At 40.2% G+C, this 20,025-nt stretch carries 17 protein-coding genes; 6 read left to right on the top strand and 11 right to left on the bottom strand.

From position 1 onward, the window contains the following. Positions 1–184 precede the first annotated feature (184 nt). Positions 185–1,396: an MFS transporter gene (locus tag C8270_RS05725; RefSeq protein ID WP_106495909.1), complete on the top strand. Its 1,212-nt coding sequence runs from the start codon at positions 185–187 to the stop codon at positions 1,394–1,396. Here the strand turns inward: C8270_RS05725 and C8270_RS19750 are convergent. From C8270_RS19750 to C8270_RS05695, 7 genes are all read right to left on the bottom strand, one after another. After that, the gene (locus C8270_RS19750) at positions 1,382–1,642 is read right to left on the bottom strand and encodes a hypothetical protein (protein WP_158701606.1); all 261 of its coding nucleotides are present in this window, start codon (positions 1,640–1,642) and stop codon (positions 1,382–1,384) included. The two genes, C8270_RS05725 and C8270_RS19750, sit on opposite strands and share 15 nt — an antisense overlap. Further along, the gene (locus C8270_RS05720) at positions 1,639–2,295 is read right to left on the bottom strand and encodes a hypothetical protein (RefSeq protein ID WP_158701605.1); all 657 of its coding nucleotides are present in this window, start codon (positions 2,293–2,295) and stop codon (positions 1,639–1,641) included. The genes C8270_RS19750 and C8270_RS05720 overlap by 4 nt, the downstream gene beginning before the upstream one ends. Then, on the bottom strand, positions 2,192–2,788 hold the full coding sequence (locus tag C8270_RS05715; RefSeq protein ID WP_106495907.1) for a hypothetical protein: 597 nt from the start codon (positions 2,786–2,788) through the stop codon (positions 2,192–2,194). Before C8270_RS05715 ends, C8270_RS05720 begins: the two co-directional genes overlap by 104 nt. 44 nt (positions 2,789–2,832) lie before the next feature. Next, positions 2,833–3,210, bottom strand: a complete 378-nt coding sequence (locus C8270_RS05710) for a RidA family protein (RefSeq protein WP_106495906.1) — start codon at positions 3,208–3,210, stop codon at positions 2,833–2,835. 52 nt (positions 3,211–3,262) lie between these two features. After that, positions 3,263–3,892 carry a lysozyme family protein gene (locus C8270_RS05705; RefSeq protein WP_106495905.1) on the bottom strand — a complete coding sequence of 210 codons (630 nt, stop codon included), beginning with the start codon at positions 3,890–3,892 and terminating at the stop codon, positions 3,263–3,265. A 192-nt stretch (positions 3,893–4,084) separates the two neighbouring features. After that, positions 4,085–5,437 (bottom strand): MATE family efflux transporter, encoded by a 1,353-nt coding sequence (locus tag C8270_RS05700; RefSeq protein WP_106495904.1) that lies wholly within the window; start codon positions 5,435–5,437, stop codon positions 4,085–4,087. Positions 5,438–5,459: 22 nt separating this feature from the next. Next, the gene (locus C8270_RS05695; RefSeq protein ID WP_106495903.1) at positions 5,460–6,497 is read right to left on the bottom strand and encodes an NAD(P)H-dependent flavin oxidoreductase; all 1,038 of its coding nucleotides are present in this window, start codon (positions 6,495–6,497) and stop codon (positions 5,460–5,462) included. Between the two features lie 310 nt (positions 6,498–6,807). Here C8270_RS05695 and C8270_RS05690 point away from each other — a divergent pair, with 310 nt between their 5' ends. After that, positions 6,808–8,100, top strand: coding sequence for a hypothetical protein (locus C8270_RS05690; protein WP_106495902.1), 1,293 nt, complete (start codon positions 6,808–6,810; stop codon positions 8,098–8,100). A gap of 90 nt (positions 8,101–8,190) precedes the next feature. Here C8270_RS05690 and C8270_RS19745 read toward each other — a convergent pair whose 3' ends face one another. Together C8270_RS19745 and C8270_RS05685 are read right to left on the bottom strand one after the other, a co-directional pair. After that, positions 8,191–8,340 carry a hypothetical protein gene (locus C8270_RS19745; RefSeq protein WP_158701604.1) on the bottom strand — a complete coding sequence of 50 codons (150 nt, stop codon included), beginning with the start codon at positions 8,338–8,340 and terminating at the stop codon, positions 8,191–8,193. Between the two features lie 508 nt (positions 8,341–8,848). Then, positions 8,849–12,013 carry a DEAD/DEAH box helicase gene (locus C8270_RS05685; protein ID WP_106495901.1) on the bottom strand — a complete coding sequence of 1,055 codons (3,165 nt, stop codon included), beginning with the start codon at positions 12,011–12,013 and terminating at the stop codon, positions 8,849–8,851. Positions 12,014–12,450: 437 nt separating this feature from the next. Between C8270_RS05685 and C8270_RS05680 the strand changes: the two genes are divergently transcribed. Together C8270_RS05680 and C8270_RS05675 are read left to right on the top strand one after the other, a co-directional pair. Next, on the top strand, positions 12,451–13,203 hold the full coding sequence (locus C8270_RS05680) for an ABC transporter ATP-binding protein (RefSeq protein ID WP_106495900.1): 753 nt from the start codon (positions 12,451–12,453) through the stop codon (positions 13,201–13,203). 11 nt (positions 13,204–13,214) lie between these two features. Continuing rightward, the gene (locus C8270_RS05675; protein ID WP_106495899.1) at positions 13,215–15,080 is read left to right on the top strand and encodes an ABC transporter permease; all 1,866 of its coding nucleotides are present in this window, start codon (positions 13,215–13,217) and stop codon (positions 15,078–15,080) included. Positions 15,081–15,129: 49 nt separating this feature from the next. On the opposite strand, the gene C8270_RS05670 is transcribed toward C8270_RS05675, so the two are convergent. Further along, entirely contained in the window at positions 15,130–16,329 is a 1,200-nt protein-coding gene (locus tag C8270_RS05670) for an MFS transporter (RefSeq protein WP_106495898.1), read from the bottom strand. A gap of 163 nt (positions 16,330–16,492) precedes the next feature. Then, positions 16,493–17,347: a MurR/RpiR family transcriptional regulator gene (locus C8270_RS05665; protein ID WP_106495897.1), complete on the bottom strand. Its 855-nt coding sequence runs from the start codon at positions 17,345–17,347 to the stop codon at positions 16,493–16,495. Between the two features lie 295 nt (positions 17,348–17,642). Here C8270_RS05665 and gnd point away from each other — a divergent pair, with 295 nt between their 5' ends. Then, positions 17,643–18,542, top strand: a complete 900-nt coding sequence (gene gnd, locus C8270_RS05660; protein WP_106495896.1) for a phosphogluconate dehydrogenase (NAD(+)-dependent, decarboxylating) — start codon at positions 17,643–17,645, stop codon at positions 18,540–18,542. An 84-nt stretch (positions 18,543–18,626) separates the two neighbouring features. Beyond that, the gene (locus tag C8270_RS05655) at positions 18,627–19,970 is read left to right on the top strand and encodes a GntP family permease (protein ID WP_106495895.1); all 1,344 of its coding nucleotides are present in this window, start codon (positions 18,627–18,629) and stop codon (positions 19,968–19,970) included. Positions 19,971–20,025 lie beyond the last annotated feature (55 nt).

Genomic DNA, 20,025 nt, shown 5'->3' with positions numbered 1-20,025 from the left:
TAGTTGACACTAAACGATCTGTGTTTTATGGTGAGAAAATTTGGGGGACTAGGTTATTTGAGCATAATACTTTTATTTCTTTGTCACCCTGTATAATATTTAGGGTGACGAAATAAATGGACGAAAGAAGGTATTTACCATCAGTGATCAACAAAATCCTATCGTAAAGCGCAATTTGGCAATTATGTGGTTTGCAAACTTTTTTGTTGCCGGCAGTATGACAATGGTACTTCCATTCATCTCTTTGTACATTGAAACATACGGGAACTTCTCCGCTTCCTATGTACAAAACTGGTCGGGCTGGATCTTTGGTATTACATTTGTCACAGCACTCATTTTTTCACCTATTTGGGGAAGAGTCGGCGACAAATATGGTAGAAAAAGGATTCTTATGATTTCTGCAGCAGGTTTAGGCTTATCTGTCTTATTAATGGGTTTTGCCACCTCAGTATGGCAACTTTTTTTATTGCGATTATTTATGGGAATATTCACAGGATTCATTCCCATTTCTCAAGCATTTATTTCCACGCAAACACCTAAAAACATTGCCGGGCGTGTGCTAGGAACATTACAAACCGGCAGCATTACCGGTTCATTAATGGGGCCGTTATTGGGCGGTGCTTTTGCCGATATGTTTGGTTATGCCGCAACATTTAAATGGACGTCTATTTCCATCCTTTTATCAGGCATCCTCGTATTTTTCGGGGTAAAAGAAGTTATCATGAAATTTGCTGATGAAAAGGAGGAAAAGTCATCCTATTCTAGTAAAGAGGTACTGTCACATATTATGCAGCGGCCTGTACTGCTTGTTGTTATGCTGATTTCCATGCTTGTACAGGTAGCACATTTTAGCGTACAGCCAATTTTATCATTGTATGTTAGTGATTTGCATGGGGCTGCAAATATCGCGCTATTCTCAGGAATGGCCTTTTCCGCTGCCGGGTTGGGAAATTTATTGATGGCTAGAAGATGGGGAAGACTCGGTGACCGGATTGGTTATATTAAAATCGTCATCTTCCTGTTGTTTATGGCCGGAATTGTCTACTTCCCAGCAGCGTTTGTTACAAATATTTGGCAACTGATTATCATACGCTTCTTACTCGGTATTTCAATCGGCGGGCTTGTACCAGTTCGTATTGCTTATATTCGCCAGGAAGCACCACTCTCCATTCAAGGCGAAGTTCTTGGTTACAATACATCATTGCGTTTTGCAGGAAACATTATCGGCCCAGCACTCGGTGGCGTAATATCAGGCTTCTACGGATTCTCCGGTGTGTTTTTTGTAACGAGTGGGCTGCTGATTATAAGTGGTGTTATTATGCTAGTGGCTTGGTATCGAAGTGAATATGCAGGAAGGAAAGGGCATTCTCGGGCACTTTCTTCATATAGAGGGTAGGGGGAAAATTATTACGGACAGCTTTTCATGTTGAATAGCTGTCCGTTTGTTTGTGCGCTCGAGTTGATATTTCGCGGGCTCCGGTTGATGTTTCCGCGGGTTCCGGTCGATGTTTCGCGGATTCGGGCTGATGTTTCTGCTTTTGCGCCGATGTTTCTGCTCTCGCGCTGATGTTTCTGCTCTCGCGCTGATGTTTCTGCTTTCGCGCCGATGTTTCTGCTCTCGCGCTGATGTTTCTGCTTTCACGCTGATGTTTTCGTTCTCGAGCCGATGTTTCTGCTTTCGCGTCGATGTTTCTGCTCTCGCGCCGATGTTTCTGCTCTCACGCCGATGTTTCTGCTTTCGCGCTGATGTTTCTGCTCTCGCGCTGATGTTTCTGCTTTCGCGCCGATGTTTCTGCTTTCGCGCTGATGTTTCTGTTCTCGCGCCGATGTTTCTGCTCTCGCGCTGATGTTTTCGTTCTCGCGCCGATGTTCCTGCTTTTGCGCCGATGTTTCTGCTCTCGCGCTGATGTTTCTGCTTTCACGCTGATGTTTCTGCTTTCGCGCTGATGTTTCTGCTTTCGCGCTGATGTTTTTGCTCTCGCGCCGATGTTTCTGCTTTCGCGCCGATGTTTCTGTTCTCGCGCTGATGTTTCTGCTTTTGCGCCGATGTTTCTGCTTTTGCGCCGATGTTTCCTCTCTCGCGCTGATGTTTCTGCTTTCGCGCTGATGTTTCTGCTTTTGCGCCGATGTTTCCTCGCTCGCGCTGATGTTTCTGCTTTTGCGCCGATGTTCCTGCTTTTGCGCCGATGTTTCATCGCTCGCGCTGATGTTTCTGCTTTCGCGCTGATGTTTCTGCTCTCGCGCCGATGTTCCTGCTCTCGCGCTGATGTTTTCGTTCTCGAGCCGATGTTTCATCGCTCGCGCTGATGTTTCTGCTCTCGCGCCGATGTTTCTGCTTTCGCGCCGATGTTTCTGCTCTCGCGTCGATGTTTCTGCTTTCGCGCCGATGTTTCTGCTCTCGCGCCGATGTTTCTGCTCTCGCGCTGATGTTTCTGCTTTCGCGCTGATGTTTCTGCTCTCGCGTCGATGTTTCTGCTTTCGCGCCGATGTTTCTGCTCTCGCGCCGATGTTCCTGCTCTCGCGCTGATGTTTCTGCTTTCGCGCCGATGTTTCTGCTCTCGCGCCGATGTTTCTGCTTTCGCGCCGATGTTTCTGCTCTCGCGCTGATGTTCCTGCTCTCGCGCTGATGTTTCTGCTTTCGCGCTGATGTTTCTGCTGTCGCGCTGATGTTTCTGCTTTCGCGCTGATGTTTCTGCTCTCGCGCCGATGTTTCTGCTTTCGCGTCGATGTTCTCGCGATTCGCGCCGATGCGAGCCGCCCCCGCTTTTCCCCCTCGCCCTTCTAACAATTAAAAGTCAGAAGCCCATTTTAAATAGACTTCTGACTCCCAATTTATTTCCTATATACAACAACATCCATCTCAACAAGCACATCTTTCGGCAGGCGACTCACCTCAACCGTTGCTCTTGCGGGGTATGGCTCTTTTAAATAACTGCCATATATCTCATTCACAGTGGCAAAGTCATCCATTGAACTTAAGTAGATCGTAAATTTGACAACTTGGGAAAAGTCAGTCCCAGCCTCGTCTAAAATAGCTTTCAGATTTTCTAAAACTTGTCCAGTTTGTTTTTCAATCCCTTGTTCCACTTCTCCAGTTGCTGGATTAATTGGAATTTGCCCTGATACATAAGTAAAATCACCTGCTTGAATTGCTTGTGAATACGGTCCAATTGCCGCTGGCGCATGTTCCGTGTGAATTGCTTTTACCATGTTTACAACCTCCTTATAATCTTCTTATATAATCATACCATTTTCCATTTGGTTATGACTGATTCTCTAGTGCTTCTTTATACTCCATAACATCTCGCACATAATAAATATCCCCATAACATGCATGATACTGTTTCGCCTCTTTACGCAAGCACGTATAAATCGATTTGTCTGGTGCATTTTGATACATTTTCTGTGAAAAATCAATCGCTGCTTGCTGTGTATAATTTCCTGTCTGATCTTTCACATAATCAATAAATCCCCTACCAAAATTATACGATTGTACGGCCAGTTCGACATCACCATTTGCTTCATCGATCGTTTTGGAAAAGTAATAGACTCCTTGTTTGATCGACAGCTCTGGGTCATCAATACAACCGACTTTTCCACAATAACTCTCTGATGATTGCATCGGATCATTTCCTCGACCACCTGACTCTTGCATCATCATGGCGAGCATGACATCCGTATATGCTGTCACCTCGTATTTTTTTGCATATTTTTTTATCAATGGTTCATATGCAATTACCTGATCACTTATTAACGAGCGATCAAGTTGAAAATCCGTGTTGTTTTCTTTATTAATCGTTACGACAGACATCATCAGGAAAATACCACATAGCACTACTGCAATGATTAATGCCTGCTTGATTGCTTTTTTGCTTCTTCGTTTCACTTGCATCGTTCGCCTTTCGTATCTATGTCTTTCATTAGACTAGCATAACATATTTATCGAATCATTAAGCAAAAGCACTTATAAAACTAGTTTCATAGAATTATCCACAGGTGAATTGCATATATTGTGTCGAATATTGTCTGTTTCTACAAAATATAGGACTTATCCTCAACTTTATCCACAGCTTGTGCATAAAGCTTAACCGTTTTCATGCTTTGTGAACAGTTTCTTTTGCCGCCATTTTCCATAACGATAGTACAGGAAGGCGAACAAACTACTTGTCAAAAAGCTTGCCCCCATACCGATTGCTATTCCTGTATCACCAAACAAGTTGGAGCAAATCTCCGCTAGTGGATAACGCAGGACCCAAAGCGAGATAACATTTAACGCAAGTACTTGATACATTGCACCCGAAGCGCGGACAATTCCATTTAAAATAAAATTTATCCCCAGAAATGGATAGCATAACGCAACAATTTGTAAATATTTTGTACCAAATTGAACTGCTTGTGGATCATCGATAAACAGCTGGACACCATATTTTGCTAAAAACACAACAAGTATTCCCACGAGAAGCATAACAGAGAAATTGTATAGGACCCCATATTTAGCGATGCTTCTCACACGAGACCAATTTCTAACACCGATATTTTGCCCTGCCATGCTGCTAACCGATGTCCCCAACGCATGTGCCGGCAGCATAAGCAAGCTATCTAAGCGTTGTGCGGCACTAAACCCAGCAACAACATCTTCACCAAATCCTGTAACAACACTCATAATTGCCGCAACACCTGCCGAGATGACTGCCATTTGTAGCCCAGATGGAATGCCGAGATTTAAGATTAAGCCAACTTCCTGTTTTTTCGGTAACTTCGGAATGTGAAATGGTGCTAATTTTCGACGTAGCACATATACAAGTCCGTATAAAAAGGCAGCCCCTTGTGCAGTAACCGTAGCAAATGCGGCGCCTTGCACACCCCAATCGAATCCCGCTATAAATAATGGGTCAAATACAATATTAAGAACAACAGCGATCAAAACAAATCTCAATGGTGTTTTACTATCTCCTAAAGCCCGAAGCACTGTGCTAATAAAATTATAGCCAAACAAAAATAACATCCCGATAAAATTAATTTGTAAATATGTTTTTGCCGCTGTCATCATGTTTTCTGGTGTACCAAGAAGGTTCAACAATGGCTCTGCAAGTAGAAATCCAGTCACACCTAACGTCACAGCCAGAAGTGTTAAGATCACAACGAAAGCATTCAGGTAATTACTTAATCCTTTAGCATTATTCCGTCCTTTTTGCTGTGACAAAATGGTTAACGCTGCGTTATTTAACCCGATCACAAAAGATAACACTGTAAAGATAATCGTGCTCGAAACAGCAACAGAACCAAGCGCATTCGCACCAAGCAGATTTCCGACCCACAGACTATCAGCGAATTGGTACGATGTCTGCAATAGATTTGTCAGCATAATTGGTCCAGAAAAGACAATTAACTGTTTTAAAATATTTCCTTGTGTAAAATCATGTTGCTGTTTGCCCATCAAGAACCATCCCTTCAACCATTTACATACCTAATGATTTGATAATCTCTGCTGCCGTTTCCTCTTTATCTATCGCGCCAACACCTTGTCCGGCCCATAATGATTGAAAGTCAGTAATACCCAACTTTTTACTAGCCGCACGTACATCTTTTGTCATTTCGTTTTGAATCGGAAATGGTAAGGTAGCGACAGAGCTATTCTCAACTTCTTTGATAAATCGATTGGATATTGCCCTGGCAGGTCGACCAGAAAATGCTTTGGTAATGACCGTGTCTGCTGTTGATGCGTCTATCAAAGCTTGTCGATAGGCACGATTTGTTCCCGCTTCTTTTGCTACTAAAAACCGTGTACCTAATTGCACGCCGTCTGCTCCTATCGCTCGTAATCCCTCAATCTGTTTCTTCGTATGAATTCCACCTGCAGCAATAATCGGGACAGAAAGATTCGCTGATAGTTCTTGAACCAAAACAATAAGTCCAAGGTTACAACCATCTTTATACGTGTTCACATCGAATGTACCTCGGTGTCCGCCTGCTTCACAGCCTTGTGCAACAATAATGTCATATCCAGCATCTACAAGCTGTTTTGCCTCTTCAAGATTCGTTGCCATTCCAATCAATGTGACGTGGTTCGCTTTTAATTTCCCAATTGAATCCTGTGATAACACACCAAATGCAGTACTAACGACTGGAATATCTTCCTGTAAGATTACCTCAATCTTTTCCTGTAAATAATCAGTTACCTCAATTGATTCTTTACCAGCTTTAATCTCAAGCTCATGTCTGAATGGGTTTAACACATGTTGCATTTCAGCTATGTCCTTGGAAGATGCCTGTAAATTAGTAGCAAATAAATTAACAGCAAACGGTTTATCTGTTTGTTGCTTCACCTGTTTAATTTCACTTTTCAATACCTCTGCATTCATATAACCTGCACCAATTGTACCGAGTGCTCCTGATTCGGCTACAGCTGCAACTAGGCTTGGAGTTGTAATCCCACCAGCCATTCCAGCTTGAATAACGGGAATTTTGATCTGCAATATTTCTACTAGACGATCCATTATTTACCACTCCAATTCTAATTGTCTCTTTAAGTGAAGCATACCACAAAGCCATATTTAATTATAACTGTGAACGATTTCTTTATCTTTCTTCATTTTCCTTCTTGACAATATTAAGAAAATTCCGTAGCATAATATTAATTAACGAATTGTGTCGTTAACTATTTCATTATATCAACAATTAACTAAAAATTAACACAATGATTCGACACGAGATTTAAACGAAGCCCACAATTCGGCCTTGAATTATCTAATTATTTACTCTAATCAGGGGACCTTTTGAACAAGCATGAATAAAGGAGTTCTTGTCATGAAAATAAAGATTGCTGTTTTTGGTAGAAAGGAATTAATCGAGCAGATTAACCATTATGTAGAAGACCAAGATGACATTGAAATTGTCCCATTTACTTATACGAAAGCCCACGAAACGACGGAATTAATCGAGAAAGCTGTTATGTGTGACATTTATTTGTTTGCTGGCACCCTACCATATTTATACGCAAAAGAGAAGATTGATAAAAGACGTCTACCAGCAGTACAAATTGCTTGTGACGAATATATGATTCTTACCTCCTTATGCCGACTTAAACATTACCACCACCAAGCGTTAAATCGCATTTCAATTGATGTACCTGATCGTGTCCATGTTGATGAGGTAGTAACCGAATTGGCAATTCATGATCACTCGATTTATACATACAGCTACGGTGGCGAACTTGATATTGACCATATTGTCGCCTATCACAAAAATCTATGGAATCAAGGAAAAATTGATCACGTTTTAACCTCAATTGTAGATGTCAAACAGAAGCTAACAAAACAAAACGTCCCAACAAGTTGCATGCAAATACCTAAAATTAACTTGGAGCGCGCCATTGAGCGTGCAAAGGAATCCGCAATACTTAACCAATCGAAAAGCGCACAAATTATTGCCGGTTTTGTTCGTGTAAAACAAGATAATTCGTTCGTTGTTTCAGATCATGATGGATATTTCAGCCAAGATATTTTACGAGAATTACAACAAATCCTACAAAAATTTGGTCAACAAACATACTCCTCTGTGTTAGCAAATGGGGATAACCAATTCGTTTTGTTCGGTACCCAAGGACTTTTGAATTATATTACCAACCATTATCGCGATTTTCCGCTTTTGCAGGAAATCGAACAAACGCTGAACATTCATGTTGATATTGGATTCGGACTAGGCTTAACAGCAAATCAAGCAGAAACGAACGCTCAATTAGCATTAGAAGCATGTAATCGTAACGAAGTAAGCAATTGTTATATTGTAAATGATCGCCAAGAAACAATTGGCCCGCTTGGGATTGAGAAACAATTTAACACCTCACAGCTTTACCGAGCATTAATTCATAAGGCAAAATTAAATAATGAACTGTCATATAATTTTATTGACTTTATCAAACTTCGAAATAATGAACCTTTTTCTGCCAATGATATTGCTAATTATTATCGGGTAACGAAGCGCAGTGCTGAACGTACGGTTTACAAATTGTTATCGGGTGAGGTTATTAAAGTAGTTGGAGAAGAAAAACCTTATCAAAAAGGGCGTCCGAGGAAGCTATTTCAAATAACGGTATCATAATAAGCCGAGTCAGATTGGGAGTCAATCTGGCTCTTCCTTATGTGAAGTGAAAAACATAAAAATACCCCCATTAAAGGGATACTTCCATTGCTAGTTTTTATTATTAAACAAATAATCCATCACTTGATCAAAAATTGCAACGTCATCTGTAATTAAGAAGACTGGTAATAACAAAATCGCAAGTATGACCGCAAAATTGGCGACGATAAATTTACTAAACCCCTTTAGTACTTTTCCCAATTTAACCAACCCCTTTTCAGAATATACTATATATTATACACCTTTATGATTCCCATTACAAAGACGCAGCAAACATGTTTTACTTTCATTTTTTTAAGGCTGTTTTTTAAAGATTGTTGCTTTGACACAATAGATATAAAATGCGATATAACTAAGAATCTACTCCCCCGCCGTTCCGGAAATACACTTCGCTTTCCGCGGGCGGCTGCTGAGCCTCCTCGAGCTGGGTGCTCGCCCGAGTTGCAAGTAATTTCGGTGAAGTATCGCTCCTCGCAACTCGAAGCTTACTCGGTGGAAGTTTCGCTCGTCGCTCTGCGGGGTCTCACCGGGGCAAGGAGACTGAAGCCGTGCCCGCGGAAAGCGAAGTATTCTGCCGGAGCGGAATTTAGGCATTGCATCATCATTGTTACGAAAGGGAATTTTCACTACGTCGCATTTTCTTCCATCAACCACGAATAGCGACAAAGACTACGAAAAGAGCTTCTAAAAAAGATAAAACTGCTCAGCGCTAAAGGCTAAGCAGTTCTTTTATATCATCTTCAGACAGGCTGGATAGCATACTTTCACCTGGTTTGATTACTTGGTCAATTAACTCGCGTTTCTTTTGCTGCAGATCATAAATCTTCTCTTCAATGGTTCCCTCTGTGACTAGACGAATAACCTGTACCACGTTTTTCTGCCCAAAGCGGTGTGCTCTGCCTGTTGCTTGATCCTCAACAGCAGGATTCCACCACAAATCATAGAGAATAACAGTATCTGCACCTGTTAAATTCAATCCTGTTCCGCCAGCCTTCAGCGATATTAGAAACACACTCTTTTCCCCATTGTTAAACCGCTCACTTATTTGCACGCGTTCCTGCGATGGTGTTGACCCATGCAAATAAAAGTAATCGATTCCTTCCTCCGCCAATTTACGAATAATAATCTCATGCATACTTGTAAATTGGGAGAAAATCAGCATTCGTTTGCCATTTTCTACAGCATTGCGAACCGTTTCCATCAATTGTTCCAGCTTCCCGGACTTCCCTTCATAATTCTCGATAAACAATGATGGATGACAGCAAATCTGTCGCAGCCTAGTTAAACCAGCTAATATTTTCATCCGGTTTTTATGAAAGTCATGATCTTTCATTGATTGCGCTGCCTCTTGTTGTAACTGGCGCAAGTAACCGAGATATAATTCTTTTTGCGGTTTCGTTAATTCTGAGACAGAGACGGTTTCAATTTTATCAGGCAGTTCTTTCAACACATCTTGCTTCAGGCGCCTTAAAATAAACGGTTTCGTCAACATAGCGATTTTTTCATGTGACAATTGTCTAAATGCACGCTGATTTGGCATGAGCCCTGGTAATATGACTTGAAAAATTGCCCACAATTCATCAATCGAATTTTCAATTGGGGTACCACTTAATGCAAAACGCTTACTGGCCTTAATTTCCCGAATTGCTTGGGATGTTTTCGTTGCATAGTTTTTAATATACTGCGCCTCATCCAAAATCAATGTTTGAAAAGATAAATCACGGTAAAATTCAATATCTTGCCTTAATGTTGCATAGGAAGTGATCCAGACATCCATATGCATTTGTTCTTGAATCTTTACTTGTCGTTCTGTTGGTGTGCCAGTCATAATCGCAACTTGTAAATCTGGTGCGAACTTTTGACATTCGTTTTTCCAGTTATATAATACGGACGATGGTGCAACGATTAAATGCGGTTTATCACCTTGTTCCGATACCATATATGCGATACTTTGCAATGTTTTTCCGAGACCCATATCATCTGCTAAAATACCGCCTAATTGATAATTGCTCAACGATTTAAACCATTGATAGCCAGTCTTCTGATAATCTCTTAATGTGGCTTGTAATTGATCTGGCAATGGATACACTTGTTCCTCTGGTGATTTCAGCTGGTTCAATAACCGGCGAAATGACGGATCATAGTCTTTCTTGGTATCAATTAGTTCATCAATTTGTACACCACGATAAGCAGGTAATTGGACATTTCCATCCTGAACGTCCGACTTTTTAATATCCAAATCGGTAAAAAGTTGCTTAATGGAAGAAAACTCTTCCCCTTCCAAAGAAAGCAATGCTCCACTTTGCAAACGATAATACCGCTTTTTCTCCATTACCGCGTTCAAAATTTGGTTAATTTCATTATCATTAATGCCCTCGATGGTAAAGCCAACTTCCAATAAATTGGAGGACGACTCAATTCGCACACTCGTACTCGGATTCGGTTCATTTTCCACGATCAGATGACGAACCTCAGATGTCAAGAACAGTTCCACATATTGTTCAAAGAGTGGTAAGGCATGATATAAAAATTCATAAACCGACTCTTCATCTGCTTCGATATACAGCTCTTTCCCATTGTAATGAAAATTCGCCTGTTCAATTAGGCGCATAATCTGCTGTTCTTTTGTGACATCGCGAATAATAATGACCTCGTCCTGTTCACGCCCATTGAACGGATCAATTTGATGCTCACCATAATGATATTCCAACCTGCCAACAATCCATTCCGCTTGGACATCAAGATAAAGTTTGGCTCGCAGTGGCACTTGAATAATTTCAGATGCAACGTTATCCGAAATTTGTACCTCCCCGACCTTTTTAAGCGTTGGCAGCACCTCTGATACAAAAACATCTGCCTGCTTTTTCGTAATTGGCAAGCGGTGATTCTCTATCCCGATCGTATCTAATTGTTCAACGATCGGTAGTTGTTCTTTTGCAGGAAAATAAAATATCCCTTGTGAAAACAGTAATTGATACATCGAAAAGTAGATCATGGAATCCATTTCATCCATGGCCAATACCATTTCTCCCTGTTTGTTCTTCGAGATTGCAAAGCGAAACGGCAGCTCTCCCTTGACAACATCAACATGCTCGAAACGCTTTTCCCTCGTTTCAACTGTTAACTGACGCTCAATAAGTTTATCCAACAGCGGCTCAATCAGAAGTGGCGGAATAACGATTGAACGCTCCGATGTATCCTGATAATGATAAAATGCCCGATCAACGTAAATTTGCTCATTTCGCAATATAGAATATAGCATTTCAAAAATGTCTATATCTTGCCTGAGAAAATAATGGGTATCCGGGTTGTACGTAAATGTCTTCGTAAAATAATGTTCATTCCCGCTTAGTACATTTCCTAAAAATTCTTGGGCATTCTTAACAACAAACGGACGCTTTTCCCCTGCCTTTAGCTCAAGAAATAGGTGCCGATCATACGTCCATTTGATGTAGTATTCCACTTTTAGCGGCACTTTGCTCGTAATAATCTCCGAAGTTTCCATAGGCTGTTGCAAGGATGTAATCGAATGGATTAACTGATTTGTTGTCTGATAATCATACGATGCTTGAGCAGGTATATTTGATGATGGTTTTTTAGAAATTGCAATTAGCGTTGCAACGATATGTTTACATGTATTATACGTAGAAAACGCTGGACAATCGCAGTACGTCTGAATGGAACCCTTTTCTAAATCGGCCATATTTATCTCAACAAAATACATTTCCGATCCTCGTACAGAGGCAGTCCAAACTTGATAATTGATATCATACAATAGGTCGCTAACTCGGTCTTGTTTATAGTATTCCAATCCACGTCTGTATACGGGGGCTGGAAATATTTTTTGTAAGTTTAAATTTTGAATACTCGCCAAAGCCTATTAACCTACCTTCTACCATCTCTATTTCTTTTATTGTAAACGAGAATGGCTCGTTTTTAAACTATGAGAACTTTTTATTAGGATGGGGAAAACTGATTCATTCTATACATGAGGACAAAAGCGCAAGCGCCCGTTTAGCAACGTACAAACTGGAGCACTCCGCAATGAGATAAAGGAAACACGGTGAGGAACGAGCCGATGTTGACTTATCGTAGTGGAGGAGTGTGAAGTTTGCTAGTTGCTGGGCGCTGGAGCTGGACGTGGCTCGTCCTGCCCAAGAACAGATCAGAGCCAAAAACTTATACTTTCTTACCTTGTTAGAAATCAGACGCCATCTTACAAAACTGTAAGACTACTGAAAGAAAAAGACATAGTACTTTAATGTGAATGTGGATAAACTAGCAATAGATCATTATTTGGAGGTTATAACAATGAATCAACCCGTCGTTAACGTGAAAAACATTCATAAAATTTTTGGTAAGAAAAACGAAAGCCAATTCCATGCATTAAGAGGAGTTACGTTTGATATTCAGCAAGGGGAATTTGTCGGTATTATGGGACCCTCTGGCGCAGGGAAAACGACACTATTAAATGTTGTCTCCACTTTAGATAAGCCAACTGATGGCACGATTGAAATTGCTGGTACCAATATTACATCAATGAAACAAGGGCAATTGGCGGATTTTCGGTCAGAGCAGCTCGGATTTATTTTCCAAGACTTTAACTTGCTGGAAAACTTGACAATCTATGAAAATATTGCCCTGCCATTATCTTTACAGGGGGTTCCATCAAGAAAAATTAAACCAAGTGTTGTGGAGGTCGCTAAAAAGCTTGGCATTGAAGCGATCTTGGACAAGTATCCTATTACGGTTTCAGGCGGACAGAAACAGCGGGCAGCAGCAGCACGAGCATTGGTTCATGAACCTGCCATTATATTAGCGGATGAACCTACAGGAGCACTTGATTCCAAAAGTGCAAAAAGTATGTTAGAAGCGATGGATCATTTAAATGAAAATCACGGTGTATCCATCATGCTTGTCACACACGATCCACTAAGCGCTAGCTATTGTGAACGAATTTTATTTATTCAAGATGGTGCATTGTACAAAGAAATTCATCGTGATGGTAGTCGGAATGAATTCCATCATCAAATTCTTGATGTACTTGCAGAGTTTGCGGAATAGGAGGTTATGACATGTTATTGAAATTATCATTTTCCAGCATGCGTAAAATGTTTAAAGACTATCTTGTTTTATTGTTCGGTCTAACGATCTCAATTGCCATTTTTTATATGTTTGAAACACTAGCACAAAACAAAGCATTTATCGAATCGAATGCCATGATTGGATCGATTGTCTTTATCTTTCATGTTGGGACATTTATATTAGCGTTCATTACATTGTTTTATATTTTTTATGCAACATCCTTTATGCTTTCCATGAGGCAAAAAGAGCTTGGTATGTACATGACCCTTGGGGCTAAGAAGCGTAAAGTAGCCCAACTGATGTTTTTTGAAACCTTCTTTATCGGCATTGTCTCACTAATTGTTGGATTAATTGTGGGGATTGGTTTGGCACAAGGGATTGCGGAGTTATTAATGAACCAACTCGATTTTTCAGGTGAAGGATTCCATGCACTATATGAATCATCTGTTATCACAACCGTTATTTTTTATGTTGCTTTATTTTTGCTAACATCCTTTGTCAATGCAATTAAAATTTCCAGAAAATCTGTCTTGGACCTTCTTCATGCGGGAGAGAAGCATGATCAAGTGAAGGCTAAAGGTGGAAAAACCATAATTGGCGTTATTTTAGCGGTGGTTCTCATTGGTGCTGGGTATTACGCCATGTTTAATATGGCAAAGATGGCCCAATTCGGGGTTATCCTTGCAGCAATAACAATTACACTTGGTACGTATCTGGCGTTTATCTCCCTATTCCCTTATTTAATGAAAAAGATAAAAAGCATTCGTACACTCAATGAAAAAGGAATTAATTCATTTACGTTTGCCCAATTACGTTTCAGAATGGGACACTTAACCAAAGTACTCGGAACTGTCGCAATGCTTGTTGCACTCGGGTTAGGGGCAATGACTGCCGGTTTGTCATTTTACAATAACGTAGAATTGCAAGCATCCATGTTTCATGCAAATGATGTAACCATTCACCAGCCAACGAAAGCGGATCGTGACACACTGGCGGACATGAATATTATTGAGGAAAATGAGTACCGTTACAAAATCAACGATGAAGGTGTTTATTTTCTGAAAGAGGATTTGCTAGAGCATCCTCCATTGTTCAAACCATTTGACCCAACATCGTTAGAACTGCCAGAAGCGAAGCGAATTTCTACCCCATTGCCGGAAGAACAATATACGTGGGGTGAAGTGGATGAAATGGCACGTATTCCAAGCGAATGGGATACTGCATTATCTTCCGAGTTACGCACCGGTTTCCAAATGGTTGGTGATCGGAGTATTTTTATCTTTGACCAAGCTAATTATCAAAAGCTCAATACCGAAGAGCAGGAAGTTCTTATCGCACGTGTTGATGATTTTGCCGATTATTTGCCACAGTTAGAGCAAATTGAAAAGCGCCAGCAAAAAGTAGCAGCATCGTATACAGGTGAGCAAGGCGTTGACATGGCAGGAGGAAGTAAATTCGCTGACTATATGGTTTTTAAAGGAATCGCTAGTGGAACCATCTTCATGGGCTTTTTCCTTGGAGTTGCCTTCCTTATGATGATGGCGAGTGTGTTAATGTTCAAATTGTTATCTAGTGCATCCGCCGATACGCACCGCTATAGTATGCTGCGCAAAATTGGTGTTCGAAAGTCATTATTAGTGAAGTCGATTTACAAAGAGTTATTTCTTGTGTTCCTATTCCCGGCTATTGTCGGACTCATACACGTGTTAGTCGGCATGCAGATGTTTTCATTCATTCTTGTTGAACCATATACAAAAATTTGGTTACCAATCACCATTTTCATCGTCATTTACGGTGTATATTATTGGTTGACCGTCCAACTGTATAAACGAATTGTATTACCAAAAGAGGCATAATAAAAAGCCGAGATTCAGCAGGTTGCTGTTTCTCGGCTTTTTTATCTTCCTATGCACCTGTTCTCTTTCGTGATTTTATCAATAAAAATACATATAGCATCATTGACAGCATTACCGATCCAGCAGCTGTTGCATAGATTGACCCATAACCAAATACGAAGGCAAGCTGACCAAATACCATAGCTCCAAGTCCAACCCCTAGATCGAAAAAGGAAAAAAACGTCGCATTAGCCATCCCTTTTCGATTGTCCGGTGCTTTATCAACTGACCATGCCTGCAGTGCTGGTTGTACACTGCCAAAGCCAAGTCCGTATAGAGCACCCGCAACAAGCATGACAAACATACTTGGCAGCCATGATAACAGGATCATTGCAATAAAAATTAATAATGTCCCGGGAAGGAAGACAAATTCATGTCCTTTTTTATCGTATATTTTCCCGGCAAACGTTCTCGATATCATTAAGAATATCGCATACATTAAAAAGTATAATTCAATTCCTTCAATACCCTTTTGTGTGGCATACAACGGCAGGAAAGAAGCAATACCACCAAATGTCACCGTAATAAAAAATAACAATACAGACGGTTGTAATGCGGTCTTTTCAAAAATATCAAATTTTACCGTGGTTGATTTATTCGGTGATTGTTCCACTTTTTTGTAACGGATTTTTGAAGATAATAGAAACGCCACTAACCCCAATGATGCGCAAATTAAAAATAATTCCTTAAACGACATCACACCAACAAGTGTTAATCCAAGTGATGGACCAAATGCAAGTGCAAGGTTACCGGATAGCCCAAAATACCCCATCCCTTCACCACGACGCTTTGGTGGAATAATATCTGTTGCAATGGTGCCGGTAGCTGTTGTTGAAAATCCCCAGCCGATCCCTTGAACCATTCGCATAATAAATAGGAATACAATACTAGCAATAAATGCATAGGACCCAACGGATAGGACAAATATTGCAAGACCTATCATATACACAAATTGTCTACCTTTAGATTCCAATGAATGGCCAGCATATGGACGAAGCAAAAGTGCCGAGAATGTAAAAATACCCGTAATGATACCGATTAACTGATCACTTCCTCCTAACTCCTTAACAAATAGCGGGATAGTTGGAAGTGTCATTTGGAACCCCAAAAATATAAAAAAATTAGCCAGACAAACGAGGACAAAATCACGTGTCCAAATTTTATCTGGAATAGCCGCAGCCGCCGTTTTTGTATTCACTTGTGTACTCATGTAAGCCGTCCTTTCTTCGATACTCGAAATACATTATACATGAGTAACACAACAAAGGGAATACCTAATATTAGGAATTTAATACACATTTATAAAAGTGCCGACAAGACAGGTAAGGAAGAACCGTTAAGCATGAGCTAAAGGCCATTAACTAACAGCCACCCTACAAACGTTTTAATGAAATTGCCTTCCGCATGTTTTGCAATGCTTCTTTCCCTTTTTCTTTTCTCGTAATCATCACATTCGTGTATAACACATCAATAATACTAAGTTGAGCAATTCTCGATGATAATGCTTCTGAACGAAAATCCGTTTCCTCAGCCACAGTGTATAACGAAATATCTGCTTCTTTTGTTAAAGGCGATTTAGCAAAGTTTGTAATGCTAATCGTTTTCACCTTTTTTTCCTTTAAAACCTGTAAAACATCAAGCGTATCTTTTGTTGAACCAGAATGTGAGATTAATATGGCAACATCCTTGTCTGTCAATTGTGATGCGGTCATAAGTTGCATATGCGAATCAAGGTTAGAACTTACCTGTAGACCGCTTCTGACAAATTTATGGTAAGCATCAAATGCCACAAGCGCAGATCCTCCGTTACCGAAAAACTCCACTTTATTCGCAGCTAAAATGGCTTCGACAGCCTGTTCAATTGCCATACCATCCAAAATATGCAATGTATCTTCAAGCGTTTTCATATTGGAACGAAACACTTTCTCGGAAACAGTTGCCATGCTATCGCCATCATTAATTTTTTCATGAATATCTTTCATTGGAGTAACAATTTCTGCGGCTAAGGCAATCTTTAACGCCTGATACCCCTTAAAACCAATTCGCTGGCAAAAACGAAATACTGTTGACTCCGCGACGTTTAATTCATCTGATACCTGGTTAATTGTATGATGAATGATATTTTGGGGATTATGTAAAATGTAGTCGGCGATCTTCTTTTCTTTGTCACTAAATTTCCCGTAATTACTGCGGATGCTTGCTAAACCATGCTGATGTACATTATCCATTATGCCGTTCCCCTTACATCTTAGTTTTGGCTGTTTTCCAAAAGACTCTTGTTTCTTACTCAATAGATATAAAAGTGCATACTAATTACCGCTACAGAAATACACTTCGTTGGGTATAGTACGTTGCAATTTTCAACATCTATTGCTGGTTAAAAACAACAAGCAATGTGAAAACAGTTTCTCGTTTAAGTCCATTATATAAGAAACAAAATTTATTTTCAGTATTGCTTATGAAAAAATATTTGATATAATTATGTTAAAATGAAAAAAAATTCTTCTACACGAGGAGGACATTATGAAATTAGGTATGGTTGGTCTGGGAAAAATGGGCCTTAACTTAGCATTGAACTTAGCTGATCACGGTCATGAAGTCGTTGGTTACGATAGTAATTTAGCTGCAGCAGATAACATAGAAGAACATGATAATTTTCAATTTCAAGCAACGCTAAAAGATTTGGTTGATCATCTTCCGGTACCACGAAAAATTTGGTTAATGGTTCCTGCAGGCGAGATTACTGAAGCCGTTATTAACGAATTAGCGCCACTATTAGATACGGGCGACATGGTAATTGACGGTGGTAACTCCAATTACAAAGACACATTACGCCGAAATGAAATGCTTACCGAAAAAGGAATCTATTTCTTTGATTGCGGTACTAGCGGTGGTACAGATGGTGCAAGACAAGGGGCATGCACCATGATTGGTGGAAACGCAGAAAGATTCGCTGAGATTGAACCGTTATTTAAAGATGCATCTGTAGAAAATGGTTATCTATATACTGGTAAAACCGGCAGTGGGCACTTTTTGAAAATGGTCCATAATGGCATTGAGTATGGAATGATGCAATCGATCGCAGAAGGCTTTGACATCTTAAATAAAAGTGAATTCGACTATGACTATGAAAAAGTAGCAAAAGTATGGAATCATGGTTCTGTTATTCGATCATGGCTGATGGAATTAATCGAAAACGCCTTTACAAAAGATGCAAAACTCGATGATATCCGTGGTGTGATGAATTCGTCCGGTGAAGGAAAATGGACAGTGGAAACAGCTCTTGACTTCCAAGTAGCAGCACCCGTTATCGCCTTATCTTTAATGATGCGCTATCGCTCCCAGGAAGATGACACATTCTCAGGTAAAGTTGTAGCAGCACTGCGAAATGAATTTGGCGGACACGATGTCGTCAAGAAGTAAACATAGGCCGGATAAACGCTTGTCTATCCGGCCTTCTATTTAGAATCTAGATGAAAGCGTTTAAAATAAAGGGGGAAAAGTAAAATGTCAGGTTCAACATTAATTTTGATCGCACTTGCAGGTATCTTCTTGCTATTATTTTTAGTTATTCGTACAAAATTGCATGCGTTCGTTGCACTATTGCTTGTTAGTTTACTAGTTGGTATCGCAGCGGGCATGCCACTTAGTGGAGTTATTGAATCGATTGAAAGTGGTATGGGGGGAACACTTGGCTTCGTCGCTGTAGTTGTTGGCCTTGGTGCCATGTTTGGTAAAATGCTCGAAGTTTCTGGTGGAGCAGAACGACTTGCCCAAACACTAATTAACAAATTTGGAGAAGACAAGGCACAATGGGCATTAGGTATTACTGGTTTCATCGTTGCAATTCCCGTATTTTTTGATGTAGGTTTTATCATTCTTGTACCAATTATTTATGGGTTAGCAAAGAAAACTGGAAAGTCCTTGCTTTATTATGGAATTCCGCTATTAGCTGGTCTAGCCGTAACACACAGTTATATACCGCCAACCCCAGGTCCTATTGCCGTAGCTGATTTAGTAAATGCAGACTTAGGTTGGGTTATTCTATTCGGATTTATCGCCGGTATTCCAGCGATGATCATTGCTGGACCTGTTTTTGGTAAATACATTGCAAAAAAGATACATGTCGATATTCCCGACTATCAACAGTTTGAAGGAAAGACATACGAACAGGAATTACCAAGTTTCGGAATGATTGCATCGTTAATTTTCATTCCATTAGTATTAATTTTGGCAAACACATTATCCGGGGTCATGCTTGAAGAAGGAAATACCATCAGAAATATTTTCACATTCTTAGGACATCCATTTGTAGCCTTAACAATTGCAACATTATTAACCTTCTATTTCTTAGGTGTAAAACGCGGTTATTCAAAAGATGATGTTCAAGAAATCGCTACAAAAGCATTAGAGCCAGCAGGAATTATTATTCTCGTAACTGGTGCAGGTGGCGTGTTCAAACAAGTACTAATTGATTCAGGTGTTGGTGACGTTTTAGGTGACATGATGGTAAACTCTGCTTTACCTCCTGTTCTCCTTGCATTCTTAATTGCTGCAGTAGTTCGTGTCGCACAAGGTTCAGCAACCGTTGCAATGGTAACTGCGGCTGGTTTAGTTTCCCCACTTATTGATACAATGGGGCTTGCTGGACCAACACTAGGCTTAATTGTAATCTCGATCGCTGCAGGGGCAACAATCGCTTCACACGTTAACGATTCAGGCTTCTGGCTAGTCAACCGGTACTTTGGCCTAGATGTAAAAGACACATTAAAATCTTGGACCATCATGGAATCATTAATTGCCTTAGTCGGTTTTGCAGTAGTCTTTATATTAAGTCTATTTATTGGTTAAATGATAGAGAGAAAAAGGAATGCTTGCTGTTCCTTTTTCTTTTTCTATATAAAAA

Source organism: Lentibacillus sp. Marseille-P4043 (genome assembly GCF_900258515.1).
In the GTDB taxonomy this organism is placed as follows: domain Bacteria; phylum Bacillota; class Bacilli; order Bacillales; family Amphibacillaceae; genus Lentibacillus_C.
This window is presented reverse-complemented; position numbering and strand designations above follow the sequence as displayed.